Genomic DNA, 24399 nt, shown 5'->3' on the forward strand with positions numbered 1-24399 from the left:
GTTCCGTCTTTCGTCTCCACGAGACGAGCAGCCGTAAAGGGGGCCAGTAGGAATGGCGGCGCTGCGCATGGCAGCAGCAGTGATGGTCATTTGGGCTGTGCTGGTCCTGCTGCTGCTCGCGCCGTCGCTCCTGCCAGAGCATTGGCACTACTACATCTACTCGCCAGCGAGCGTGGGCTTGTGGATGCTGGCCATGCTCGTCGCGCCCGTCGTGGTCTGCGCCGTTGCATGGCGAAGGATCAAGTCGGGCGGCAAGTGAATCTCGTCCTGCTCAGGATGCAGTGACCCGCCCCACAATTGGGCGCCGCCGTGATCAAGGTGACGTCTCTGGACGCTTTCGTCACATTGAGTTCCCGCACCTGCGCTTCCAGTTGTGGGATCCACTTGTCCATATCACTGGCCGACGCCACGCGGCCAACCCCGGTACAGATCGAGGTGTTCACCACTCGCGGGCAGCACCGGAAAGTTCCCGGACAGGAAGCTGTCAAGGATCTGTTTTCGCAAGCCGTGCAACTTCTCGTTCTCCAGCTGCGCGACACGGACCCGCCCGTAAAGGCTCTCAACGAGCCGGGCGAACCGCTCACGCACCTCCTGCGGAGGCCACCTCACCATGGTCGCGGCGAACGCGCGCCGGCCGAGTTCGCGGCCGGCGGATCCCTGTGCGGCCGAAGCGAGCTCGGTACTGCGCAGGCGGATGTCGTGCAACAACCAGTGCGCGTCGATCGACGACTCGGTCCGGAGCACGAGGACGTTACGTCCGGGAATGGCCGGGACTTCGTTCACGACAGCCCGTACTCCGTCCTCCCTGGAGGCCACCAGAAGCGAGCCCGGATCGCACACATCGCCCGCTGCGCCGAAGGTCAGGTGGTGCTCGCCCTCGTACAGATAGGGGAATCGGCTCTGCAGAATGTCCGCAGGAGCGACGAGTACGACCGAGTTCTCCGAGGACTCCTCGTTCTCGGCCACGCGTGGTCGTGACGCCGCGCCGACGATCATCACCGTCAGACTGCCAAGAGACGAGACAGGCCACGTCTCACCTCCACGCGCCTCCACGGCGAACTGTGTGTCGGCCAACTGCATGGCGCAGTCGGCGATACGCGTGTTCGTCGCCCTTTTCGCCTCCAGCAGATCGAGCGCCCGAACGAGCGGTGCCCTCGGCGCGGGGGGCGGTAGAGGTACCGGAAGGTCACGTAGCACGGACAGACTGAGCGTGCGCTGAAGGGTGGATCCGGTGGTTCGACGCTCACACCATGCGCGCACTTCCGGCGATCCGAGCCACACCCTTAGCCACAACCTCAGCCAGTCCGAGTCGTCGGAGTCGGCGATGCGGATGATTCCGACGGTGCGGGAGGCGTTGAAGCCGTGGAAGTCGCGCGTGACGACGGCAGCCTCGCCCACTCTGCCCACGAGGACGACGACGAGATCACCGGTCCGCAGCTGACTGCGCGGATGGGCATCGTGCACGCGGGTACTGATCCGCCTCAGTTCCTCGCCATGCAGTCGCCCGTCCTGGATGTCGGCAGCCCTGATCATGGGCACACCGCCATCGGCGTGCGTCCCCGGGCGGGTGATGCCGTAACCGACCACCTGCACGGTCGGCACATCTTCCAGACGCTGCACGGCCCACTCCCCGGGGAGCCGTCGCAACCGGTCCTCCAGGGCTTCCGGCATCACAGCTGCCTCAGCAGATCACGCAACTCATCCTCCAGCCGCCCGGACGTCTCGAACAGTTCCAACAGCTCCTCGGCCAGGTTGTCCACTTGGTCATGCAAGTCGACCGAGGGAGTCACAACAGCAGGGGAACCGACGTGCCGGGAAGGCAGTACGTCGTAATGGGCGGCGGCGATCTCCTCTCTGGACAAGGACCTGCACCAACCAGGTACGTCCTCGTACGGTTCGTGCCCTGGCACACCTCGCCAGGCTGCGAAGGTATCGACGATGCGAGCCCTGGTCTCGTCCGTCAGCTCTCGGCGGCCTCGCCCGGTCAAGACCGCGGTGTCACCTGCGTCGATCACCAGTGTCCGTCCCGACTGATCGTGGTGGCCCCAGGACCGGCGGGGCTGCTTGCTGCCGGTGAACAGCCACAGGCTCACCGGATTGCGTACATGGGGGAGCAACCCGGCGGGGAGCTCGATCACACAGCTCAGAACGTCGGCTTCCACGATGGCGGTGCGGATGTCGCGTTCCGCCGGCTTGGTCGTGGAGGCCGCACCCGTCGGCAGGAGGATCCCCCCTCGCCCGGCGGGTGCCATCTTGCTCAGCACATGCTGAGCCCACGCGAAGTTCGCGTTGCCGGCCGGTGGGGTTCCGTAACGCCAGCGGTAGTCGCCGCGGCTGTAACCGTTCTCGTCCCAGCCGGTCTGGTTGAAGGGCGGGTTGGCCACGACGACGTCGAAGGTCGACTCCGGGAACCTGTCGTCGGTCAGAGACGAGGCGGGCCCCATGAGATGCGCTTCGGCACCGTGGACGGTCAGGTTCATCACCGCTGTCTGCAAGGCGAAACGACTTGCGTCCTGTCCGTACAGCGCCAGCAGCTCGGCACTCCCGCCGTGCGATGCCACGTGATCGCGAGCACGCAGGAGGAACCCTCCGGCTCCGCAGACCGGATCGTAGACGGCGTCCCCCTGCTCGGGATCCATCAGGCCGATCAACAGCTGGGCAAGACCGGGCGGTGTGAAGTAGTCGCCGCCCTTCGATTTCGTCTGCGCCAGCCGCAGGCAGTCGTCGAAGAGCACGGCCGGGTCCGCAGCCGTCACGACACTGTCGAACAGGGGAATCAGGCGGCTTCCGGGTACATCATCGAGATCCCGCAGGTTCGAGACGAAGAGGTCCGGGAGTCCCCCGTCCAAGAGTCCCTGCGAGATGATGCCCACTGCCTCATATCCGTTCGACAGACGAAAGCCTCGGTCGCCGAACGCCCGCCAGGCGTCCAAAGCGTCGGTGCCGGAGGCCGCCGGGTCGGCACGTTCGGACTCCGCCCTGTGCCGCAACACAATCAACATCATGGCGAGGGTGAGAGCGCTCTCGGGTGCCGCGATCCCGCGCAGGGTGTCCAGTGCCCGCTTTAGCGATGGCATCCCCGTTCGCGCCCTCTCCACTTCTGACTCCCACCTGTGTCGCGGCCCGCCGTGGGCGGCCGGCCTCGTCCGCCCCATCATGCCTGTCGCGGCTCAGTCGCGATGTACGTAGGTCAGCACCGCAAAGGCCACACCGAGAGCACCGACGAAGGCACCCCCGCCGGTCATGACGGCTTGGTCCACGTCTCCGGTACGGGCCAGGCGCCAGAATGCCACCGCCAGCCCACTGATCACCCCCGCCGCTATGGCGAATCCCGCCGCCACAAGACGCATCCCGCTCACTTCGATCTCCCCTCGGTACGCATGCCAACGAAGCACTGCAAAACGGCGAGACCCAGTCCCCCCGTACCGCGCACAGCCCACTCTAGCCCATGCAGCAGTCCGTTTGGCGTCACTCAGCAGTCTGCTTGGTACTCTCACGAGATGTGAACTTCACTAATGGCTGCAAAATTCGGCAAACCAATTGACGACGAAATCGACGCGTCACCGCCTACGGCCCCGCGGAGTCCCACACTCCAGCCCTGCGCCTCCGTCGCCGCAGCTCCGCCTCACCCCGCACAGTCGGGCGGCCCGCGCCGTCGCGCACCCGATCGGCCTTCGCCTCCCGCCCCCGCACCGCTACGATCCGTGAGGCTTTTTGCTGCCTGATCAGCGGAAATCAGCACAGAGCGCACGAAGCGGGGATGACACATGCGGAACGGCCGGTGGACCGCGGTCACCGACTCCGAGTTCCAGCATGAGCACCGGGGCCTGGAGGCCATCCGGAGAAGCTGCCGGACAACGACCCCTGGCACGCCTGGTCGAACTTCACCTTCACCGCCCACACCGGCCACGTCCGGGAAGTGGATCTGCTGGTGATCGCTCCGGGCGGGATCCACCTGATCGAGCTCAAGGACTGGCACGGTTCCGTCGAGTCCCGCAACGGCACCTGGCTGCAGACCCAGCCCAACGGCCGGCAGATTCCTCAGTCGAGATCAGCTGGCGGGTTGTGGAATGAGCGGGATGCGGCGGACGGCGAAGACATGCGAACTGTGAGTACCGACACGGCCGTGACCACCACCAGCGCGGTGCGGCTCAACGCCGCGACCATCACCCAGTACCTGGCGTCGCAGCCCGGTCTCGGGGGGGGGCAAGCGCCGGGTCGTGCTGTTGCGTGCCGCGCCGTCCTGGGACGGCCCGGACGAGTTGCCGTGGGGTGAGCGGCGTCGGGCCACGGTCGCGGCGGCGCCCTCACCGCTCGGGGTCTACGAACTGCTCCTGGCGCGTCAGAAGCCGTCGGCCACCGGACCCGACGTGCTGGTGATTCTCACGGACCGGGAGGAGGCGGAGCTCGGGCCCGACCTGCTGGCCCGGGTGCACCGGCAGCGCGTCAACGCCGTCGACATCTGGGACGTCGTACGGGAGGCGTTCGGCGCGAGCGCCTCCGACCACCGGCTGTTCGAGGAGAACTGGGCGGCCGAGGCGCTGCTGGACGCCGCCCCTCCGCACGGCGGATGGCCGAAGCTGGGAGGCGGCACGCTGTCGCGGCGCGAGGCGCTGACGGCCCTGGCGCTGCGCCGGCTGGGGATCGGCCGTTACGACCCGGACGCCGAGGACTCCCCTGCCTCCGCCGCCCCGTCCACCGGCAGTGACGACCTGGACATCCACACCCTGCTGCGCTGGTCCCTGACGCCCGGTGGCCCCGAACGGCTCCTGGCGCTCCGTACGCCTGAACGGACCGGGCTCGTGCGGTTCCTGGGCGAGGAGGAGCAGGCCGGGCGCGCGGGACAGGCGATGCTCGCCCTGGTGACGGCCGAACACGAGCCGGACGCGGTGGCGTTCGGGCTGGTGTGCGCGGCGTTGTGGGGCACGCCGACGCGGCGGCGGACGTGGAGGACTACCGGGCCCGGGGACGGGCGGAGCGCTGGTTCGGGGAGGAGCCTCCCGTTCAGGGCGAGCACCTGGACATGCTCGCGGCGGCCTTCGGTCGGTCCTGCCCTGCGAGGAGTTCGTCTCCGCTCTGTTGCTGGCGGGCGAGCGGACGGTGACGAAACAGCGGCGGAGGCCCGGCGGCTGACCAGTGCCGTGCTCGACCGGGCGGCCACCCTGGCGCGGCAGTTCGGAGCGGAACGGGCCACGGCCTCGAGTCCCGTGCTGAAGGCGGGACTCGCGGCACGCTTCACCGCCGCCGGCGAGGCCCTGCTGGCCGGTGACACGGAGCGGATCGCGGCAGCGGTGGCGGCCCTCACCGGCCACCGGCTGGTCCGCGACCCCGACAACGGAATCCGCATCGAGCGTGTCCGCATGGCGCGACGGCTCGCGCAGTGGCTCGCCACCGACCCGCCCGTGGACGCCGACACGGTGGCGGCCGCCATCGACCGGCATGTCGTCGAGACGAGCTGGGTGGATCTCGCGCTGGAGCACATCGAGTCAGGGGGCGACCCAGACGCGGTACTCCGGTCCGCGTACGACGCCCTGTGTGCCTCGGCGCGCGACCGCCGACGGGAGATCGACCGGCACTTCGCCCGGGTGCTCGCCACCCGGACGGCAAGCGATCGCGGTCCCGCCTCGATGCTGACCGTGGAGACGTTCCAGCCGAAGGTCGTCGCCCCGGTCGTGAAGGCCGGGGAGCGGAGAGTGCTGCTGCTGGTGCTCGACGGGATGAGCGCCGCCATCGCCGCCGAACTGGGTGAGCAGTTGCGCGACCACTGGGCCGAGTACGATCCGCTGCCCGAAGCGAAGGGCTCCCCCCGACGACGCGCGATGGCGGCGGCGCTTCCCACGGTCACGTCCGTGTCGCGGACTTCGCTCTTCGCCGCGCGGCTGATGAAGGGCACACAGGCTGACGAGAAGAGGCTGTTCCCTGCTCACCGCTTCTGGGGCGGGGAGGACGTGCCGGTCTTCCACAAGAACGACCTGCGCGCCGAGAGCAGTGGTGAACCATTCAGCCCCGAACTGCATGAGGCGCTCGTCGGCGACCGTACGCATGTCGCGGTCGTCCTCAACACGGTGGACGACCGGCTGGCCTCCGAGCAGAAGCTCGGTGACGGTGCCTGGCGGCCGTCCGACATAGGCGGCCTGCGAGCGCTCCTCCGGTCCGCAGCGGCGCAGGGCCGGGCGGTGATCCTCACCAGCGACCATGGCCACGTGATCGACCGGCGTGGCGCGCGGGTCGACGCTGCGAGGGTGCAGTCCGCCAGGCATCGCGCTCCGGGAGGCCCGGTAACGGAGAAAGAAGTCGTGCTGACGGGGCCCCGGGTACTCGATCCGGAACCGGAGAGCCAGATCGTCGCCCTCTGGGACTCCGACGCCCGCTACACAGCACGCAAGGCGGGCTACCACGGTGGTGCCGCCCTGGTCGAGTTCGCCATACCGGTGCTGGCCTTTCTTCCTTTCGGGGCGAAGCCGCCGAGCGGTTGGCGGGAATTGGGGGGTCAGCAGCCGACCTGGTGGTCACCGGGCCTTCGGGTACCGGAGCAGCCGTCGCGAGCGGACGCTGCCACGGTCACAGCACCCGCTTCCGTACCGAGTAAGCTGTCCAAAAGGACGATGAACGAGACGAAAGTCGCCAGGAACCACGAGGCGCTGTTCGACATGGCGCTGGTTCCCGCTGAGTCCGGCGAGGACACTCTGCTTGCCGCGGTTCCCGTGTCCCCGGACGACGCCGTGGTCGAGGCTCTCCTGAGGTCCGAGGTCTTCGCGGCACAGGTGCAACTGCTCGCCCGTAAGCCGGATCTTGTCCGGGTGGAGAAGGCCGTACGTACGCTGCTGGATGTGGGTGGCACCCTGCCGGTGATCGCTCTGGCCCAGCGTGTCGGACTGCCCGCGAACCGTCCGGCCGACGGCTTTGCCGCCGTGCTACGGCAGTTGCTCAACCATGACGGTGTCCAGGTGCTCGAGACGCTCCCGGACGGGCGGACACTGCGGCTGAACGCCCGGCTGCTGCGGGACCAGTTCAAGCTGGTTTGAGTGAGCAGGGGAGCCGGCCCGGGGAGTCCGGGCCGGCTCCCCTGCGCGCCGAATCAGGTGAGCTGGCGCAGGAGCCCCACGAACTGGCGCAGTTCCTCGCTGCGCTGCGGCGACAGCGGCTCGGGGTCGAAGTGTGCGATCCGGTTCCGGATATCGCGCACCCGGTCGAGCTGGTGCACGAACTGGACGCGGTTCACCCCGGCCCAGCCCAAGGTCTGCCAGTTCTGATCAGCTGCCGCGCACAGCTGTTCTTTGCGCTTCCCCTGCTTGGTTCGCTGATCACCGTCAAGCAGCATCACGTACTGGCCGAACATGAGGTCCGCGATCTTCCCGGTCTTTCGGTCGTCGCGCTGCACGGCACGAATGGCGTCCTCGCCTATCCTCGCGCCGAGACACTTGCGCAGCCGGAACTCGATTTCACCGACGACGAAGAACGGCCATGCGGTCGCGTCGAAACGCTGAGTGATGTCCGTGGCGGTGACGATGCCGCTGATACGCCCGTTGTGCGCTCTGACCAGTACGTACCCATGCTCACAGATATTGGGGAGCATGGCGAAGAAGTCATCGTGAGCGTGCGCTACCGGGGGATCCTCCACGATGGCGTTGGTCAGTGCGGTGTCCGCCCCTGTGGCGTACATCTTGGCGACCGACCGCCAGGTGACGACGCCTGCCACCGTGTACTGGTCCTCGAGGACCGGGACCTGCGAGTAGTTCTTCGTGTGCATGAGGTACGTCGCCTCGGTGAGGTCCGAGGCCGGAGTCACCGAGTCGACTCCGGCGTGGGCACACGGGAGATCACCGATCCGGAAGGGCTGCTGCGGCAGGGCACCGGGCAGGAGCCCCGCCTCGTCCTCCTGCTCCTCACCCGCGCCGTCCGCCTGATCCGCCGTCGTGGACTCCCGAGCCACGACATGGACTTCGGACTGGCTGCTGCAGGTGGCGAAGTACGGGAGGGTGGCGAGACCGACCTCCTTCAGCCTCTGCTCGATGTGCAGGATGGCCTGGTCGTTGCGGAAACGGGTGTTGAAACAGGTCAGGAACTCGACGAGCGGTACACGCCGGCCTTTCAGCGCCAGCAGTTCCTCGTCGGTGGGGGTCCGGAGCACGGCCGCGTCACCCGGCCTTCACTTCACGAAAGACGGTGCGCTTACCCATGGCCGACATGACCAGCTCGAGCAGTTGCTTTGATCTGCTCTGGTAGAACTGCTCGAAATCGCCGGAGTGCAGTGCGGCCGGGTCGATGAGGTGGGTACCGATCACGTCGTCGAACCACTCGGGGCGCATGCCCGATTCGAGTGTGAGGGTCTTCAGGTACCCAGCGGGCGAGCCTGCCATGCTCTTGCTGGCTCGCAGCGACAGAGGGGTCTTGTTGACGATCGAGTTCGCCCTGCCGCTGTAGGCAGGGACGTTCTTGTCGATCCACGCCTTCGGGAAGACCTGACGCACGTCGACGCTGTACTCGGCCAGACGCGCCGCGTTCAGAGGTGCCTCGGTGAAGTACCAGTCCACCGCTCCCTGCTTGACCAGGAGGGCGTAGATGCCCTTATAGGCAGCGCTGTTGCGGGTGCTGAGAGTGTCCAGCCGGTCGTCCAGGAAGGCTGCCTCGGCGATGGTGTCGGGCACCATCTCCGTGTGCCCCTGAAGCCGTTCGATGAGCTGCTCCACGTCGCGCGTGAAGCGGCTCTCCGTCGAACCGCCGTACATCTCGCCGAGCACCCCGCACCAGAACCACTGGGTGAGGAGCTCGTCGGCCGCCGTGGTGTCGGTCTCCTCGCCGAGGATGGTTCGTACGGCGGCCAGCGGCACGAGCTGGGTGCGGTACGGGAGGTCGGGGGCGCGCACGATGCACTGCCGCTCCAGGAAGGCGCCCACCCACTCGAACGCCTCCGTGACGCGTGGAGCGAGCAGGCTGAAGTCGGCGAGGGGCAGTTCCAGCAGGTCTCGGCGCTTGCACGACACCGCGGCGCGCGGCTCCTGCCGCTTGCGCTCCCAGGTCCGGACGAGGGCCACGGCCTGGAGGAAATCGCTGCTGCTCAGTCCGTCCTCGACGCCGGCCTCCATACGCCCGAAGACGGGGTACGAGGACGCCAGGCCCTTCTTGATGTCGAGCCAGACGTCGGGCAGCTTGTAGTAGTCGCCGTGCTGGGTCACGTAGTCCTGGTTGCCCGCATAGGTGGCCGTTAGCAGTTCGAAGACGTTGAGCGGCACACCACCCGTGTTCACCCGTTCAAACACGGCACAGACCGCGTCCATCGTCGTGGAAGCCGCCAGTTTGATCATCGGCACCTGGAAGGACTGCATGCGGCTGAGCACGTACTGCTGGAACTGTCCCCACAGTCCCCAGTTCGTGACGTCGACCTTCACGTATTCCTGGTGCCAGGCGTTCACCCGCTGCGTGTCGAAGACGAAGTGCAGCGGGAAGTAGCCCGCCGCGCACTCGCCCTCGACGGTCGTCAGGTCGACGATGTCCCTGCGGTTGAACCCGGTCTTCAGGATCCGGTCCTCCGGCACCGACACGATTGCGTCGTCACGGTCGGACGGCGGCCCGATGGCCTTGGCGATGTCGATGTAGTACCAGCGCCGCAGCTCCTTGCCCCGGGCGTCAACCGTTTCGACCGGACGGTCCCGGTGCAGTGCCTGGAAGAGAGAGGTCAGCCGCTGCTGGCCGTCGAGGAGCAGGAGATCGGGCACCCTGGCTTGTGCGTCCTCGGCACCCTTGAGTGTCCGGGTACGGAACGGTGACGTGCCGTTGGTCTGCAGCGCCATCACCACGCCGAGCGGATAGTCGAGCGTCACCGTTGCGATGAGCGCCCTGATGCGTTCGTCGTCCCACTTCCACTCACGCTGGAAGTCCGGGAGCTGCAGGGCGCCGGATGCGACGTCCGCGAGGGCGTCGCTGAGTTTCAGACTGTCGAGTGCCACGCTGTGTCTTTTCGTCTCGGACCGAGCAGTGCGTCACCGCCCCCTCACGGCGGTGAACATGCCATTGCAGCAACGGTGTTGACGGTAGTCAAGCCTGTTTCACTCTTCTCAGCGCCGGTGCCGGATACGAGAGCCGCCACCCTCGGTTCGCACCGCGGTCCGCGCTGCCGTCCCATGCATCCCGTATTGCCGTGCCGGTTGCCGGCACCCGACTTCCGGCCGATGGGCAACTGTTCGGGTGAGTACAGACAGCCCTGGCCGAAACGGACCCGTCAGTGCCGCTCGGCGCCGTGACGTGATCGACGCGCTGCGCCGGGGAGCCGTTCCCGAGAACGGACTCGACCTGCTGGCCACCGGCCTGGACCGCTTCCAGGAGGCCCTTGACGCAGAGCTGAACAGCGTCGCATCGGGCGCGTCGGTGTTCAAAGCGGTGCGCGGCGAATACGGGGCGGGCAAGACGTTCTTCGCACGCTGGCTGGGCGAGCGCGCCAAGCGGCGCAACTTCGCCGTCGCCGAGATCCAGGTCTCGGAGACCGAGACGCCGCTGCACAAGTTGGAAACCGTCTACCGTCGGCTCACCGAAAGGCTGGCCACCCCAGGTTTTCCCCGAGCGCGCTCCGCCCCGTCGTCGATGCCTGGTTCTACGCCCTTGAGGAGGATGCCCTCGCCGCGGACACAGCGGAGAAGGATCTGTCCGCAGAAGTGGAACGGCTGATGACGGCCCGGCTCACCGAGGTGTCCCGGCACGCTCCGTCGTTCGCGGCGGCGATGCGGGGATACCGTACGGCTCTCGAGTCGAGGGACGAGGCCACCGCTTCGGCCGTCATGGCCTGGCTGGGTGGTCAGCCGCACGTAACCGCGGCGGCCCGCAGGTCGGCCGGGGTGCGCGGTGACCTCGACCACTTCGGCGCCCTCGGATTCCTGCAGGGGCTGCTCACCGTGCTGCGCGACTCCGGGCACGCAGGCCTGTTCGTCGTACTGGACGAGGTGGAGACCCTGCAGCGGGTCCGCTCCGACGCCCGTGACAAAGCTTTGAAGGCCCTGCGCCAGCTCATCGACGAGGTGCACTCCGGGCGGTTCCCCGGCCTGTATCTGCTGATCACCGGCACACCGGCGTTCTACGACGGTCGGCAGGGCGTGCAGCGGCTCGCTCCACTGGCCCAGAGGCTGGCCACCGACTTCACCACGGATGCGCGGTTCGACAACCCGCGGGCCGTACAGCTCAGGCTGCCGGGCTTCACTCTCGACTCGCTGGCCGATCCTGGGCTGACCATCCGGGACCTGTACGCATCCGGGTCTCCGGCAGCCGAACGCATCAAGGGCACCGTAGACGACTTCTACGTCGCCGATCTGGCGGAAGCCGTGAGCGGAACCCTGGGAGGCAAGGCGGGCGTCGCGCCGCGCTTGTTCCTGAAGAAACTCGTCGGCGACGTCCTGGGCCGGGTGGACCAGTTCGAGGACTTCGACCCGCGTGACCACTACGCGCTCACAGTAGGCGCTTCGGAACTGACCGAGACCGAACGCAGCGCCGCGGCGATCAACAGTGCTGACGACGTCGAGCTGGACCTTCCGTGAGCGATGTACCGCCCGACCCGACGGACCTGCTCCACCCGGGACTGATCCACCACATCGTGAACGCTTTGGGCCGGCCCCGTTTGCGCCCCCTCCAGGAGGAGTCGATCGCCCCGTTGAAGAACGGTGCCGACGCCGTGCTGATCGCCCCCACCGCCAGCGGGAAGACAGAGGCCGCGTGCTTCCCGCCGCTGTCACGGATGGCTCAGGAGAACTGGGAAGGCACCTCTGTCCTCTACGTCTGCCCTCTCAAGGCGCTGCTCAACAACCTCCTGCCCCGGCTGGAGACGTACACCTCCTGACTCGGACGCACGGCCGCGCTGCGGCACGGCGACATCGCGCACTCCCTCCGCAGACGCGTCCTGCGCGAACGCCCGGATCTGCTGCTGACCACTCCTGAGTCCCTGGAAGCCATGCTGGTCAGCTCGAACGTCGACCACCGCGCCTTCTTCTCCGGGCTGCAGGCGATCGTCGTCGACGAAGTGCACGCGTTCGCGGGCGACGACCGAGGATGGCATCTCCTGGCCGTGCTGGAACGGCTGGAGCGAGTGGCCGGACGCCCTGTGCAGCGCGTCGGCCTGTCCGCGACCGTCGGCAACCCGAAGGAGTTGCTCACCTGGCTGCAGGGGGCGAAGGCCGGGCAGCGCACGGCACGGGTTATCGCCCCGCACCTCGACGCACAGAAACCGCAGCTGCCTCCTCCGGGTGACATCCAGCTGGACTACGCGGGGTCCTCCCCAACGCCACCACAGTGATCGCGGCCTTGCATCGAGATGAGAAGCGACTGGTGTTCTGCGAATCGCGCAAGCAAGTCGAGGAACTCGGCGCCGCGCTGCGCGCCAAGGGCGTGACCACCTTCCTGTCCCATGCGTCGCTGTCCACGGACGCGCGGAGACGAGCTGAGGAAGCCTTCGCGGAGGCCCGCGACTGCGTCATCGTCTCGACCAGCACCCTGGAACTAGGTGTCGACGTCGGCGACCTTGACCGAGTCGTTCAGATTGATGCGCCGAGCACGGTGGCCTCGTTCTTGCAGCGCCTGGGCCGCACCGGCCGACGGCCGGGCTCCAGCCGCAACTGTCTGTTTCTGGCCACCGACGATTCCAGCTTCCTGTCCGCGGCGGCACTCCTGCTGCTGTGGTCGCGTGGCTGGGTGGAACCGGTCATCGCCCCTCCGGAGCCTCAGCACATCGCTGCGCAGCAGGTGCTCGCGCTGTGCCTGCAAGAGCATCGAGTCGGCAGCCAGTTGTGGCAGGAGTGGTGGAGAGGTCTCGCTCCCTTCGACCGTTCCGCTGAGTTGATCGTGCGCCACCTGGTCAAGAAGGGTTTCCTGAAGCAAGACGGTGAGCTGCTGTTCATCGGTCCTGAGGCCGAAAAGCGTTTTGGCTTTCGGCATTTCATGGACCTGACCGCGGTTTTCACAGCTGCTCCGGAGTTTACCGTTCTGTCGGGCCGGACCGAGATCGGTACGACCGATCCCGCGTTACTCACGGAGGAAGTCGTCGGTCCACGCCGACTGCTGCTCGCCGGACGCAGTTGGCAGGTGACATACATCGACTGGTCACGCCGACGTTGTTTCGTCGAGGCAGTGGAAGGTGGTGGCCGGGCTCGCTGGGGTGGTGTCGGCCTGACCCGCACCGCGTCGTACGACCTGACACGGGCCGCCCGCGAACTCCTGCTCGGCGCTACTCCTTTGGTCGGGCTTACACGTCGCGCGGGAAACACGCTCAGCCGCCTACGGGAGGAGAACGAGGAAGTGGTGCACCACGGCGCGACCGTCATCGTGCGGGGCGGGCGCGACGCGAACGTACGGTGGTGGACGTGGGCAGGACACCGCGCCAACGCCACCCTTGCCGCGACCCTCTCCAGCGTCGCTGATTCCCAGCAACGCCCTACGGACGCTTACGTCCGTTTGCGCGAAGACGTCACCTCGCATGAGTGGAGAAAGGCGATCGCGGACGCGGCCGATCACCTCCGCCTCCCCGCAGTGGACTCCCGCGCACTCAGCGGGTTGGGATTCAGCGCAGCGCTCCCGCCGCGTCTCGCCGAAGCTACGATGGCCAACCGGCTGGCCGATCTTAGAAGCGCCGATTCCGTTCTGCGGGAAGCTGTCACATTCACCGTCAGGTGATGAAGGCAGTATGCACTGGCATAGGTTTCGATTTACTCACTCGAAACAGCACGTGGTCATGGATTATGTGTCTTCCCCCTGCGCAATCGTCGCTGCGCCCGTTCAGAACCGAGCCGCGACCGCGACGAACCACCAGAATGCCGTGGAACCACCAGAATGCCGTGAGCGTTAGCGTCCGCACTGCGGCCCGCAGTCTGCGGCGGACCGGAAACACGTGCACCCGCTGCCCCCCCTGGGGCCTTCTCCTGGCCACCCGATCGTCACTGAGCGCCACAACCCACGCGTGACCAGTTGCAGAGGCGAGGGTTACCGTTCAGGTCGGACCCCGAGGGGAAGCACCTGGACGAGCCTTACAGGTGTTGCACCTGATCGGGTGCTTCACCGTTGACAGGCAGACGAGTCGGGCTGTACGCCGGGTTCTGTTCCGGAGGGTCCTCGCGGACCGTCCGGCGACGGCCATCCATCTAGGGCCGACGTTGCCGCCGGCCTCGTGCGGTCTACCCGCGGACTCGGGCGGGCAGCCCTCGAACGTCCGCGCAGGAGCGCCTCCGTATCCGGGAAGCGATCCCTTTTGACCTTGCTCCGGGTGGGGTTTACCTAGCTGCCCAGGTCACCCTGGGCACTGGTGGTCTCTTACACCACCGTTTCACCCTTACCCAGTGCCTGAGCACCGGGCGGTCTGCTTTCTGTGGCACTGTCCCGCGGGTCACCCCGGGTGGCCGTTAGCCACCACCCTGCCCTGTGGAGCCCGGACGTTCCTCGGGAAGCCCTCAAGGGACTCCACGCGGCCGCCCGCCCGGCTCGTCTGCCGTGCCGACCATGGTACCGGGCGTCCGGTCCCCCTCGCCGCCGGTGTCGGCGCCGCAGCTCAGAGGAAGTCCGCTGTGTCCAGTTCGAAGGCGAACGGCTCGGGCAGAGCGACCGGCTTGCCGAAGGGCAGGGTGCGGTGCTGGCGGTAGTCGCCTCTCTCCGGGTCGCTGAACAGCGTGATGGACGAGTACTCGCGGTCGACCAGCAGGTACAACGGGATGCGGCCATGGGCGTAGCAGCGTCGCTTGGCGTCGCGGTCGGCCTGCGGCCTGGTGGACGTGACCTCGACCACCATGGCCACGCCTTCGCAGGGCATCCAAGGGTCGGAACCCCTGTAGAGCCGGAGCTTCCGCGGAGCGAAGGTGCCGTCCGGGATCACGTGGTCCGCTGGGCAGGCGCTTCCGCCGTCCACCCGCAGGCCTTTGTTCCGGAGAACTGCATGTCGGTCCGGGAACGCCGGTACACCTGCATCAGGATCAGCTCGATGTGGTCCTCGTGCTCCCCGTCCGGCGGCGGTGTCACAACGATCTCCCCCTCGATCAGCTCCGCCCGGAAGCCCTCCGGCGTGTCCAGGGCGAGGAAGCCCTCCAGCAGGACGTCTTCCTGTGTGAGCGGCTCGTGGGCCATGGCAGTCATGTCACGCCCCTCCTTCTGTCGCCGGTCAGACTGAGACATCAGCGGGCCGCCTGTCCGTGAGATCGAAACCGTTATCTCGATCGTGGCACACGGGCCCGTGGGCCGTCAGGCACGCGCGCCCGCCGCTTGACCCCGCCGCAGCGTCGGGCCCCTCTTGACCTTGACACAGTGACAAGCCCTTCACTGCCGTCGGGGAGGTGGTCCCGATGACCATGCAGGGACAGGACAAGGACACGGAACAGGACACGATGGCGAGGCGAGCCCTTCGCGGGCTGGAGGACGGCGACGCGTCGGTGCGGCTGCGGGCGGCGCTGACGGTCGGTACGGATCCGGATCCGGGGTTCGTCGGCGCGCTCGTCGAGCGGTGCGCGGTCGAGCCCGAGTTCTCCGTGCGCGAGATGCTGACGTGGGCGCTCACCCGTCATCCGGCGTCCGGGACGGTGCCGGCGCTCATCGGCGAGCTTGGTTCGGCGCGTGCCCAGGCGCGGAGTCAGGCGCTGCACACGCTGTCCAAGATCGGCGACCGGCGGGCGTGGCCGGCGATCACGCGGGCGCTGCTGTCCGACGCGGACGACGAGGTGGCGCGGAGTGCCTGGCGGGCGGCGGTCGTGCTCGTGCCCGAGGAGGAGGTATGCGAGCTGGCCGATGCGCTGGTGACGCAGCTCGGGCGCGGTGGGCGCGAGACGCAGCTCAGCCTCAGCCGGGCGCTGGTCGCGCTCGGTGAGGTGATGCTGCCGGTTCTGCGCGCCGCGACGACGGGTACCGCCCCTCATGTGCGCCGGCACGCGATCGCCACGGAACGGCTGTTCCGCGACCCGGACGCCGGGTTCGAGTTCGCGATCGAGGAGGCGAAGCGCATCATGGCCCTCGGTGATCACGGCACGGCTCGCACAACCGGCCAGGAGGAATGACCCGCGGTGTTGATCGGTGAGGTGGCCCGGCGGTCCGGGGTCAGTGCCCGCATGCTCAGGCACTACGAGGCGCTGGGACTGGTGCGGCCGACGGGTCGTACCGGATCCGGTTACCGGGAGTACTCCGGCGAGGACATCCGGCGGATCTTCCATGTCGAGAGCCTGCGGTCGCTGGGGCTGTCCCTGCGTGAGGTCGGGCGCGCGCTGGACGATCCCGGTTTCGAACCGTCGGCGCTCGTCGACGACCTCGCCCGCCGGACGCGGGAACGCATCGCGGCCGAGGAGGAGCTGCTCGTACGGCTCCGCCGGATCGGTGCCGCGGAGCCCGGCGACTGGGAGGACGTCCTCCAGGTCGTCGCGCTCCTGCAGGGCCTGGGATCGGAGAGCGCCGGGAAGCGCCAGCGCGCGGCCCTGTCCTCGGTCGGGGAGGTGCCGGTGGAAGCCCTGGTCGAGGCCGCGTTGCGGGAGACCGACACGAACGTCGCCGGAGCCCTTCGATGGGCTCTGGCGCAAGCGGGTGAGGGCGCCTCGGCCCTGCTGGCGGAGGGCCTCGACGCACCGGTGGCCGAGGTGCGGGCACGCGCTGTCCGGTCCATCGCCGAGATGCCGGGCGCCGAGGCGACCGCACTGCTGCGGCAGGCCCTCGCCCACTCCGACGTCGTGGTCCGCAGGTACGCCGCTCTGGCGCTCGGCGCACGGGGCGTGGCCGACGCGGTCCCGACGCTCGTCGACATGATCGTCGAGGAGGCGAACGACGTCGACGCGGCCGATGCGCTGAGCGCGCTGGCGAGTGATCCCGCGCTGGCGGACCGGATCGCCACCGGGCTCGTCGGCCACCTCGCCCACGACTCCCTCGGGCCTTCCGGACGGCGGCGGCTGGCCCAGGCGCTCGCGGACATCCCGGGGATCACCAGCTCACGTGCCCTCGCCGAGCTGTCCCGTGACGAGGACCGTGCCGTCGCGCTCACCGCGACGTACGTTCTCGCGTTGCGTGACACGCGGTAGCGGGTTGGTCCCCGGGGAGCGGGGAGCGGGTGCGTGACGGCCGGTTCGGTGACGCCCCGGCTGCGTCACCGGTCGCCCTGCGGACGCCGTACGCTGGCGCGGGGCTCCACGTGCCCCGACCCACCGGTCACACCCCGTACAAGGAGACCCTCCCGTGCTCGTCCTGCTCCCGCCCTCCGAAGGCAAGGCGCCCTCCGGCCCCGGCGCCCCCCTGGCGCTGGAGTCGCTGTCGCTGCCGGGGCTCACCCCGGCCCGCGAGGCCGTGCTCGGGGAGCTCGTCGCGCTGTGTGCCGGGGACGAGGAGAAGGCCCGGGAGGTGCTGGGGCTGAGCGACGGGCTGCGGGGCGAGGTCGCCAAGAACGCCGAGCTGAGGACGGCGGGGGCGCGGCCCGCCGGGGAGATCTACACCGGGGTGCTGTACGACGCGCTCGGTCTCTCCTCGCTCGACGGCGCCGCCCGGCGGCGGGCGGCCGGCTCCCTGCTCGTGTTCTCCGGGTTGTGGGGGGCCGTGCGCGTGAGCGACCGGATCCCGTCCTACCGGTGTTCCATGGGTGTGAAGCTCCCCGGGCTCGGGGCGCTGGCGGCGCACTGGCGTGCGCCGATGGCGAGCGTGCTGCCCGAGGCCGCCGGGGACGGGCTCGTGCTCGATCTGCGGTCCTCCGCGTACGCGTCCGCCTGGAGGCCCAAGGGGGAGGTGGCGGAGCGGACCGCGACCGTGCGGGTGCTGCACGCGCCCACCCGGAAGGTCGTCAGTCACTTCAACAAGGCGACCAAGGGGCGGATCGTGCGCGGTCTGCTCACCGAAGGGGCCGCGCCCGCGCGTCCCGCGGAGCTCGTCGAGGCCCTGCGGGATCTTGGGTACGTCGTGGAGGCCGAGGCGCCCGCGAAGGCGGGGAAGGCCTGGGAGCTCGACGTGCTCGTGGACGAGGTCCACTGAGCACGGGGCCGCTCAGCGCAGGTGCGACGTGTCGTTCAGCAGCCGCACCGACGCGTTGCCGTCCGCGTAGTACGCCACCGCCGACAGCGAGGCAGCCGACAGCTCCATGCGGAACAGGGCTTCCGGGGGTGCGTCGAGGGCCAGTCGTACGAGCGTCTTGATCGGCGTGACGTGGGTGACGAGCAGGACGGTGCGCCCCGCGTGGGCGGCCGTGAGCGCGTCCCTGGTGGCGGCGACGCGCCTCGTCACGGCCGCGAAGCTCTCGCCGCCGCCGGTCGGCGCGGCGTCGGGCGAGGCGAGCCAGGCGGCCATGTCCTCGGGGTGGCGTTCGCGCACCTCCGCGAAGGTGAGCCCTTCCCAGGCGCCGAAGTCCGTCTCGCGCAGCCCGTCCTCCACCGTCACGTCGAGCCCGAGCCGGGCCGCGACGATCTCGGCGGTCTGCCGGCAGCGGGCGAGCGGCGAGGAGACGACAGCCTGGACCGTGCCGCGGGCGGCCAGGGCCGCGGCGACCCGTTCGGCCTGGTGGCGGCCCACGGCGGAGAGGGAGGGGTCGGAGCCGCCGCTGCCCGAGAAACGCTTCTGCAGGGTCAGCGGGGTCTCGCCGTGGCGCAGCAGGACGAAGGTGGCGGGCGGGCCGAGGTCGGGGGCGGGCGCGGTGGACGCCACGTTGCGCGCGGCCCGGAAATCGGCCTCCGCCCTGACCGCCGCGGGTACGGAGACGGGGCCCGGTACCCGCTCGGGTACCGCACCTGGGCCGGGTAGCGGCTCGGGTGCGGAACCTGGACCGGGTAGCGGCTCGGGTGCGGAGACCGGTCCCGGAACCGGCCCGGGTACCGAACCTGGGCCGGGTAGCGGCTCGGGTGCGGAGACCGGTCCCGGAACCGGCCCGGACACGAGCGCGGACGCCGCCGCGTCCAGGTCCGCCGTCGACTCCGCCGGCGACCACCGTTCGCCGCGCAGCCCCGCGTCCATCGCCTCGTTGGCCAGGCGGTCGGCGTGCTTGTTCCGCGCGCGCGGGATCCACTCGTACGTCACCCGGGACGCGGGGAGGACGGACGCCGCCCGCAGGGCGAGGGACCGGAGGTCGGGGTGCTTGATCTGCCAGCGGCCCGACATCTGCTCCACGACCAGCTTGGAGTCCATGCGGACGTGCACCGAGGCGGCCGGGTCGAGTTCGCGGGCCGCCTCCAGACCGGCGAGGAGGCCGCGGTACTCCGCCACGTTGTTGGTCACGGTGCCGAGGAACCCGGCCCGCTCCGCGAGCGTCTCTCCCGTCGCCGCGTCCAGGACGACCGCGCCGTACCCCGCCGGGCCCGGGTTGCCCCGGGAACCCCCGTCGGCCTCGACGATGAACTCCGCCACCCCGTACCGCCGTATGCCCTAGATACCGGACTCGGCGGTGCGCACCAGGATGCGGCGGCAGTTCTCGCAGCGCACCACCGTGTCGGGGGCGGCCGCGCGGACCTCGTTGAGCTCGGTGATCGCGAGCTCCTGACGGCAGCCCTGGCAGGTGCGCTGGTACAGCTTGGCCGCGCCGATGCCGCCCTGCTGCTCGCGCAGCTTGTCGTAGAGCTTGAGCAGGTCGGCGGGGACGGAGCCGGCGATGACCTCGCGGTCCTTGCCGACCGCGGCGGCCTCGCCGTCGAGCTGCTCGAACGCGGCGTCCCGGCGAGCCGTCGCGTCGTCGATCTTGGCCTGGACGGAGGCGACGCGGCCGGTCAGCTCGGTCACCCGCTCCTGCGCGGACTCCCGGCGCTCCATGACCTCCAGGACGACGTCCTCCAGGTCGCCCTGCCGCTTGGCGAGGGAGGCGATCTCGCGCTGGAGGTTCTCCAGGTCCTTGGGCGAGGTGACGGCGCCGGAGTCCAGGCGCTGCTGGTCGCGGGCCGCGCGCTGGCGGACCTGGTCGACGTCCTGCTCGGCCTTGGTCTGCTCGCGGGCGCAGTCGCCCTCCTCGGTCTGCGCGGCCACCAGCAGGTCGCGCAGCTGCGTGAGGTCCTTGGTCAGCGACTCGATCTCGGCGTGCTCGGGAAGCGACCTCCGCTTGTGGGCGAGCTGCTGCAGGCGTACGTCGAGGTCCTGCACGTCGAGGAGTCGGATCTGGTCGGCGGGCGCGGCGTTCAGTTGGGGGCTCCCGGGTGATCGGTGGTGGTGGACGCCGCGTGGGCGGTCCAGGGGTCGGTGACCGTCTTGGAGACGTGGACCCGGAGGTCCCAGCCGTGGCGGTCGGAGATCTCGTCGAGCTGGGCTGCGGCCAGCTCGCACCAGGGCCACTCGGTGGCCCAGTGCGCCGCGTCGAACAGCGCGAGAGGTGTACGTGGGTCGTGTGCGCGGGCCTCCGACGCCGGGTGGTGGCGCAGGTCCGCGGTGAGGAACGCGTCGACGCCCGCGGCCCGTACGGCGTCGAAGAGGCTGTCGCCGCTGCCGCCGCTCACCGCCACCGTGCGCACGAGGGCGTCGGGGTCGCCGGCGACGCGGACGCCCTGCGCGGTCGCCGGCAGCCGCTCGGCGGCGCGGGCGGCGAACTCCCGTACGGTCAGCGGGTGCTCGAGCGCGCAGACACGGCCGAGGCCACGGCGGCCGGCGGGGTCGGTGGGGTCCGGTACGAGGGGGCGCACGACCCGCAGGTCCAGGGCGCCGGCGAGGGCGTCGCTCACTCCCGGGTCGGCGGTGTCGGCGTTGGTGTGGGCGACGTGCAGGGCGACGTCGTTCTTGATCAGGGTGTGCACGACGCGGCCCTTGAAGGTCGAGGCCGCCACCGTCGTCGTACCGCGCAGGTACAGGGGGTGGTGGGTGACCAGCAGGTCGGCGCCGAGCCGCACCGCCTCGTCCGCGACCTCACCGACCGGGTCGACGGCGAACAGCACACGGGAGACGTCCTGGTCGGGATCGCCGCAGACCGTGCCGACCGCGTCCCATCCCTCGGCCCTATCCGGGGGCCAGAGGGCGTCGAGCGCGGCGATGACTTCAGACAGACGGGGCACGGGGAAAAGGCTACCTGCCTTCCCGCGGTGCCCCGCCGGCCGCGGGTCATGTGACCAGCCCGGGGCCGTCCGGGGCCGTCCGGGGCCGGCTTTCGCCCGCTGTCGTGCGCGGTTCTCCCCCACCGGCGCCACCGGCAGCACACCGGCCCCTGTTTGCCCGGACGAACCGCGGCACGAACCCCCTTATGTGTGAAGAGGCTGCCTGCCGGTTCCACGCCCGTGCGTGCGAAAACTAGCGTCATGGCTGGAGGTGACCGAACGATGACGGTCAGTGAACCCCCCGGGCTCATGGCCCCCGGATGCGTGATCACCGCGGACGGGACGTACGCGGCACGCCTCGCCCGCGCCGGCGAGTCCTGGTACCCGGAGCGCTGGACCCTGGACGGCCCCGAGCCCTACGCCGTGCCACTGCCCGTGCACCAGCCGGAGGAGCCCGGCACGGAGGTGCACCCGATGGGTGACGGACGGGTGCTGGTACACCGGGCGGCCGGCGGGCGGCACATGTTCGCGCTGCTCTATCCGACCGGCTACCCGACCGGGCCGGGCACCGGCGAGCTGCCGCTCGGCGGGGTCGAGAACCAGGACCCGTCGGCCGAGCTGCGGCTGCTGCCGCCCGCCCCGTGCGGGGAGCGCGCGTACGCCCTCGCCGTGGGCCCCCGGTCCACGGCGGTGTGGCTCGTGGTGGGCGGGCAGTTCGGGCCCGAGCAGCTGACGGAGGTCTCCGGACGGTGCTCGGGCGGGGTGTGGCTGGACCGTACGGGACGGCTCCTCGCCCTGGACCGGACGCAGGGCGGCCGGACGAAGACGGTGGTGGTGGACCTGCAGCGGTCCGGCGAGGTCTCCCCGCTGCTGCAGATCTCCGACCACAGCGACGACCGGCTGCTGCTCGCGGACCCGTACAGCGGGCTGCTGCTGATCCGCTCGGACGCGCCGTCGCCGGGCCGCGCCCGCCTCGGCTGGGGCGTGCTGGGCAGCACGATGCCGGTCCGCTTCCCGGAGTGCCTGCGGCTGCGGGACTGCGCGGTGGCGCCGTTCGCGATCCAGCCCGGGGAGGTGCTGACCCCGGAGAGCTGTGCGGTGGCGCTGCGGATCGACAGCGCGGCCGGGAGCTGGGTGGGCGCCTGGCGGCCCGCCGAGGGCCGGGTGCATCACCTGCCGCCGCCGGAGGGGTGGCTGACCGGCGCCGGCCTGCTGACGAGGGACGGGGTGCTGTGCCTGCCGCACGCGACGCGGGCGACGCCGTGCGGGGTGTCGTGGGTGACCGTGCCGGCGGGGCCGTGCGGAGGGGCGCGGGCGGCGGGGACGGGCGGCGCGGGCCCGGAGGGCCGCACGGTCGGCGCATGCCCGGGACCGGCCTCCGCGCCGGCGCCCGGTCACGCGCCGACGGCTCCGGTCCCGGTACCCGCGGAGCCCACCGTTCCGCGGCCGGTGCCGTTGCAGGAGGCCCCGTTGCGGGGGCGGGTCGGACCGGTGGCGGCGAACAGATGAGAGCGGGCCGCCGTATCCCTGTGGGCGGGGCGCGCGTATTCCCTCCCCTGTGGGCGGGGCGCACGTATTCCCTCCCCTGTGAGCGGGACGTACGTATCCCCTGTGGGCCGCGTCGGAGTCGGCACCGGGCCCCGTTAAAATCACCCACCTGTACGAAAACTGCTGATGGGGGACATTCGCAGATGAGCGACACGCACATCACGGACCAGGTCCAGGGGCAGGTCCCGGACCAGGACACCAGTGCTCGCGGACGGCACCGCGGCGTGATTCGCGCCGAGGACGTCGAAGTGGCGCCGAGCGGCCGCCACCGCAAGCCGTCCGGGCAGGCCGCACCGGCCGAGTCGGCTGCCTGAGACGCACGGCCTTCCGGAACGGAAGCGCGTGGCCCCGCCCGTCGGTCCGACGGGCGGGGCCACGCGCTTCCCCGCCCGCTCATTCCCCGTCCGCGCCCCGCGGCAGCCACACCAGCATCAGCAGTGTGCCCGCGAGCAGCACGGTCCCGCCCGTACGGAACACCAGCGCGTACCCGGCCGTCAGTTCCGCCGCCGACGCCGCCTCGCCGCCCGCCGTGCGGGACGCCGCGACGGTCGACATGACGGCCAGGCCCAGTGAACCGCCCATCGTGCGCGAGGTGTTGACCAGTCCGGAGACGAGTCCGGCGTCGCCCGGTGCCGCCCCGGAGGTGGCGAGCGCCGCGAGCGGGGTCCCCGACAGACCCGCGCCCGCCATCATCAGCACGCCGGGGATCATGATGGCGGTCACGTAGGAGCCGTCAGCCGTCATCGTCGACTGCCAGCCGAACCCGGTGGCGGACACCAGCATGCCGAGGACCACGACGTGCCGCGCCCCCAGCGTCCGCATCAGCCGCGGCGCGAGCTTGGAGCCGAGGACCACCGCGAGCGAACTCGGCATCGAGGCGAGGCCGGCCTCCAGCGGGGTGTAGCCGAGCACGTTCTGCGCGTACAGCGTCACGAAGTACCACATGCAGAACGTCACCGAACCGGACAGCAGCATCGCCGCGTTCGCCGACGCCACCGACCGCAGGCGCAGCAGCTGCGGCGGCATCAGCGGGGCCTTCGTGCGCGCCTCGACGGCGAGGAAGGCGCAGACCAGCACCAGCCCGGCGCACAGCGGTGCCCAGGCGGCCGGGGCGGCCCAGCCCTCGGCCTCCGTCTGCACGATGCCGTACGCGAGCGTGGCGAGACCGGCCGTCACCAGCACCGCGCCCGGCAGGTCGAGCCGCCGCCGGTCCCCGGCCCGGCTCTCCGTCAGCCAGCGCGCCGAGCCGGCCAGGATCACGGCGCCCACGGGCACGTTGACGAGCAGCACCCACCGCCAGTCCAGGAAGTCGACCAGGACGCCGCCGACCAGTCCGCCCGCGGCTCCGCCGCCCGCGCCGACCGCCATCCAGGTCGCTATGGCACGCGCGCGTGCCGGGCCCTGCGGTACGGCCGCGGTGAGGATCGTCAGCGTGGAGGGGGCGAGCACCGCGGCGCCCAGCCCCTGCGCGGCCCGGGCCAGGAGCAGGTGCCAGCTCTCCTGGGCGAGCCCGCCGGCCAGGGACGCCAGCGTGAAGAGGGCGAGTCCGACCAGGAACATCCGCTTGCGCCCGTACAGGTCGCCGGCCCGCCCGCCCAGCAGCATGAAGCCGGCGAAGGCGATGGTGTAGGCGTTCACCACCCACTGCAGACCCGATGCGCCGAGGCCGAGGTCGGCCCGCAGGGAGGGCAGGGCGACGTTGACGACGGACACGTCAAGGACGACGAGGAACTGACCGGAACAGGCGAGCGCCACCAGGAGCCAGGTGGGCGGTGCGGGGCGGCTGACGGACGGACGCGCGTCTTCGGCGGTGGTTCGGAGCATGGGTGTCATGCTCTCAACACCCGTCGCGCGTGGCACCGGCTGCTGCCCGCAGTACTTCTGAGGGGCTGTCAGTTATTCAAGGTGAGGTCAAGATTTCGTTAGTGACTCGAAGCATCGG

The 24399-nt window shown here is 70.0% G+C and carries 16 protein-coding genes, 1 other RNA gene and 4 pseudogenes; 10 read left to right on the forward strand and 11 right to left on the reverse strand.

Features of this window, described 5'->3' with window-relative positions:
* Nucleotides 1–52: 52 nt before the first annotated feature.
* Nucleotides 53–259: a hypothetical protein gene (locus IEZ04_RS18860; RefSeq protein WP_189218072.1), complete on the forward strand. Its 207-nt coding sequence runs from the start codon at nt 53–55 to the stop codon at nt 257–259.
* Nucleotides 260–393: 134 nt separating this feature from the next.
* Here the strand turns inward: IEZ04_RS18860 and IEZ04_RS18865 are convergent, their stop codons facing one another.
* The 3 genes from IEZ04_RS18865 to IEZ04_RS18875 all read right to left on the reverse strand — a co-directional run bounded on the left by IEZ04_RS18865 (nt 394) and on the right by IEZ04_RS18875 (nt 3359).
* On the reverse strand, nt 394–1620 hold the full coding sequence (locus tag IEZ04_RS18865) for a restriction endonuclease subunit S domain-containing protein (RefSeq protein WP_189218073.1): 1227 nt from the start codon (nt 1618–1620) through the stop codon (nt 394–396).
* Nucleotides 1621–1670: 50 nt separating this feature from the next.
* A complete protein-coding gene (locus IEZ04_RS18870; protein ID WP_229821114.1) occupies nt 1671–3077 on the reverse strand; it encodes an N-6 DNA methylase in 1407 nt (468 codons plus the stop codon).
* 93 nt (nt 3078–3170) lie between these two features.
* Entirely contained in the window at nt 3171–3359 is a 189-nt protein-coding gene (locus IEZ04_RS18875; RefSeq protein WP_189218075.1) for a hypothetical protein, read from the reverse strand.
* Between the two features lie 408 nt (nt 3360–3767).
* Between IEZ04_RS18875 and IEZ04_RS18880 the strand changes: the two are divergent.
* Together IEZ04_RS18880 and pglZ are read left to right on the forward strand one after the other, a co-directional pair.
* A pseudogene (locus IEZ04_RS18880) lies at nt 3768–4036 on the forward strand (NERD domain-containing protein); the annotation flags it as partial.
* Nucleotides 4037–4220: 184 nt separating this feature from the next.
* Nucleotides 4221–7025, forward strand: coding sequence for a BREX-2 system phosphatase PglZ (pglZ, locus tag IEZ04_RS18885; RefSeq protein ID WP_229821115.1), 2805 nt, complete (start codon nt 4221–4223; stop codon nt 7023–7025).
* Between the two features lie 53 nt (nt 7026–7078).
* Here pglZ and IEZ04_RS18890 read toward each other — a convergent pair whose 3' ends face one another.
* Together IEZ04_RS18890 and IEZ04_RS18895 are read right to left on the reverse strand one after the other, a co-directional pair.
* Nucleotides 7079–8131, reverse strand: coding sequence for a CBS domain-containing protein (locus IEZ04_RS18890; protein WP_189218076.1), 1053 nt, complete (start codon nt 8129–8131; stop codon nt 7079–7081).
* Nucleotides 8132–8138: 7 nt separating this feature from the next.
* A complete protein-coding gene (locus tag IEZ04_RS18895) occupies nt 8139–9947 on the reverse strand; it encodes a DUF262 domain-containing protein (protein WP_189218077.1) in 1809 nt (602 codons plus the stop codon).
* Between the two features lie 238 nt (nt 9948–10185).
* Here IEZ04_RS18895 and brxD point away from each other — a divergent pair.
* Together brxD and IEZ04_RS18905 are read left to right on the forward strand one after the other, a co-directional pair.
* A pseudogene (gene brxD, locus IEZ04_RS18900) lies at nt 10186–11522 on the forward strand (BREX system ATP-binding protein BrxD).
* A pseudogene (locus tag IEZ04_RS18905) lies at nt 11519–13647 on the forward strand (DEAD/DEAH box helicase). The pseudogenes brxD and IEZ04_RS18905 overlap by 4 nt, the downstream one beginning before the upstream one ends.
* A 392-nt stretch (nt 13648–14039) precedes the next feature.
* Here the strand turns inward: IEZ04_RS18905 and rnpB are convergent.
* Together rnpB and IEZ04_RS18915 are read right to left on the reverse strand one after the other, a co-directional pair.
* Nucleotides 14040–14451: RNase P RNA component class A (gene rnpB, locus IEZ04_RS18910), an RNA gene on the reverse strand.
* A gap of 64 nt (nt 14452–14515) precedes the next feature.
* Nucleotides 14516–15084 (reverse strand): annotated as a pseudogene (locus IEZ04_RS18915) (Uma2 family endonuclease).
* Between the two features lie 221 nt (nt 15085–15305).
* On the opposite strand from IEZ04_RS18915, the gene IEZ04_RS18920 reads away from it, so the two are divergent.
* The 3 genes from IEZ04_RS18920 to yaaA all read left to right on the forward strand — a co-directional run bounded on the left by IEZ04_RS18920 (nt 15306) and on the right by yaaA (nt 17946).
* Nucleotides 15306–16004, forward strand: a complete 699-nt coding sequence (locus IEZ04_RS18920; protein ID WP_373296335.1) for a HEAT repeat domain-containing protein — start codon at nt 15306–15308, stop codon at nt 16002–16004.
* Nucleotides 16005–16010: 6 nt separating this feature from the next.
* Nucleotides 16011–17009 (forward strand): MerR family transcriptional regulator, encoded by a 999-nt coding sequence (locus IEZ04_RS18925; protein ID WP_189218079.1) that lies wholly within the window; start codon nt 16011–16013, stop codon nt 17007–17009.
* A 154-nt stretch (nt 17010–17163) separates the two neighbouring features.
* Entirely contained in the window at nt 17164–17946 is a 783-nt protein-coding gene (gene yaaA / locus IEZ04_RS18930) for a peroxide stress protein YaaA (protein WP_189218080.1), read from the forward strand.
* A 12-nt stretch (nt 17947–17958) separates the two neighbouring features.
* Here yaaA and IEZ04_RS18935 read toward each other — a convergent pair whose 3' ends face one another.
* The 3 genes from IEZ04_RS18935 to IEZ04_RS18945 are packed head-to-tail and all read right to left on the reverse strand — an operon-like array spanning nt 17959 to nt 20930.
* Nucleotides 17959–19308, reverse strand: coding sequence for a bifunctional RNase H/acid phosphatase (locus tag IEZ04_RS18935; RefSeq protein ID WP_189218081.1), 1350 nt, complete (start codon nt 19306–19308; stop codon nt 17959–17961).
* An 18-nt stretch (nt 19309–19326) separates the two neighbouring features.
* The gene (locus IEZ04_RS18940; protein WP_189218226.1) at nt 19327–20070 is read right to left on the reverse strand and encodes a zinc ribbon domain-containing protein; all 744 of its coding nucleotides are present in this window, start codon (nt 20068–20070) and stop codon (nt 19327–19329) included.
* Entirely contained in the window at nt 20067–20930 is an 864-nt protein-coding gene (locus IEZ04_RS18945) for a Nif3-like dinuclear metal center hexameric protein (protein WP_189218082.1), read from the reverse strand. The genes IEZ04_RS18940 and IEZ04_RS18945 overlap by 4 nt, the downstream gene beginning before the upstream one ends.
* Before the next feature lie 261 nt (nt 20931–21191).
* Here IEZ04_RS18945 and IEZ04_RS18950 point away from each other — a divergent pair, with 261 nt between their 5' ends.
* Both IEZ04_RS18950 and IEZ04_RS18955 read left to right on the forward strand, forming a co-directional pair.
* Nucleotides 21192–22418: a hypothetical protein gene (locus tag IEZ04_RS18950; protein WP_229821116.1), complete on the forward strand. Its 1227-nt coding sequence runs from the start codon at nt 21192–21194 to the stop codon at nt 22416–22418.
* 182 nt (nt 22419–22600) lie between these two features.
* Nucleotides 22601–22771 carry a hypothetical protein gene (locus tag IEZ04_RS18955; protein ID WP_189218084.1) on the forward strand — a complete coding sequence of 57 codons (171 nt, stop codon included), beginning with the start codon at nt 22601–22603 and terminating at the stop codon, nt 22769–22771.
* A 79-nt stretch (nt 22772–22850) separates the two neighbouring features.
* On the opposite strand, the gene IEZ04_RS18960 is transcribed toward IEZ04_RS18955, so the two are convergent.
* A complete protein-coding gene (locus IEZ04_RS18960) occupies nt 22851–24290 on the reverse strand; it encodes an MFS transporter (protein ID WP_189218085.1) in 1440 nt (479 codons plus the stop codon).
* Nucleotides 24291–24399 lie beyond the last annotated feature (109 nt).

The organism is Streptomyces ruber (genome assembly GCF_014648075.1).
In the GTDB taxonomy this organism is placed as follows: Bacteria; Actinomycetota; Actinomycetes; order Streptomycetales; family Streptomycetaceae; genus Streptomyces; species Streptomyces ruber.

What these genes read in the sequence shown, in the direction of transcription:
- IEZ04_RS18920 (WP_373296335.1), top strand. Translation starts at nt 15,306, where the DNA reads ATGCAGGGACAGGACAAGGACACGGAACAGGACACGATGGCGAGGCGA.
- IEZ04_RS18950 (WP_229821116.1), top strand. Translation starts at nt 21,192, where the DNA reads ATGACGGTCAGTGAACCCCCCGGGCTCATGGCCCCCGGATGCGTGATC.
- IEZ04_RS18870 (WP_229821114.1), bottom strand. Translation starts at nt 3,077, where the DNA reads ATGCCATCGCTAAAGCGGGCACTGGACACCCTGCGCGGGATCGCGGCA.
- IEZ04_RS18955 (WP_189218084.1), top strand. Translation starts at nt 22,601, where the DNA reads ATGAGCGACACGCACATCACGGACCAGGTCCAGGGGCAGGTCCCGGAC.
- IEZ04_RS18960 (WP_189218085.1), bottom strand. Translation starts at nt 24,290, where the DNA reads ATGACACCCATGCTCCGAACCACCGCCGAAGACGCGCGTCCGTCCGTC.
- IEZ04_RS18860 (WP_189218072.1), top strand. Translation starts at nt 53, where the DNA reads ATGGCGGCGCTGCGCATGGCAGCAGCAGTGATGGTCATTTGGGCTGTG.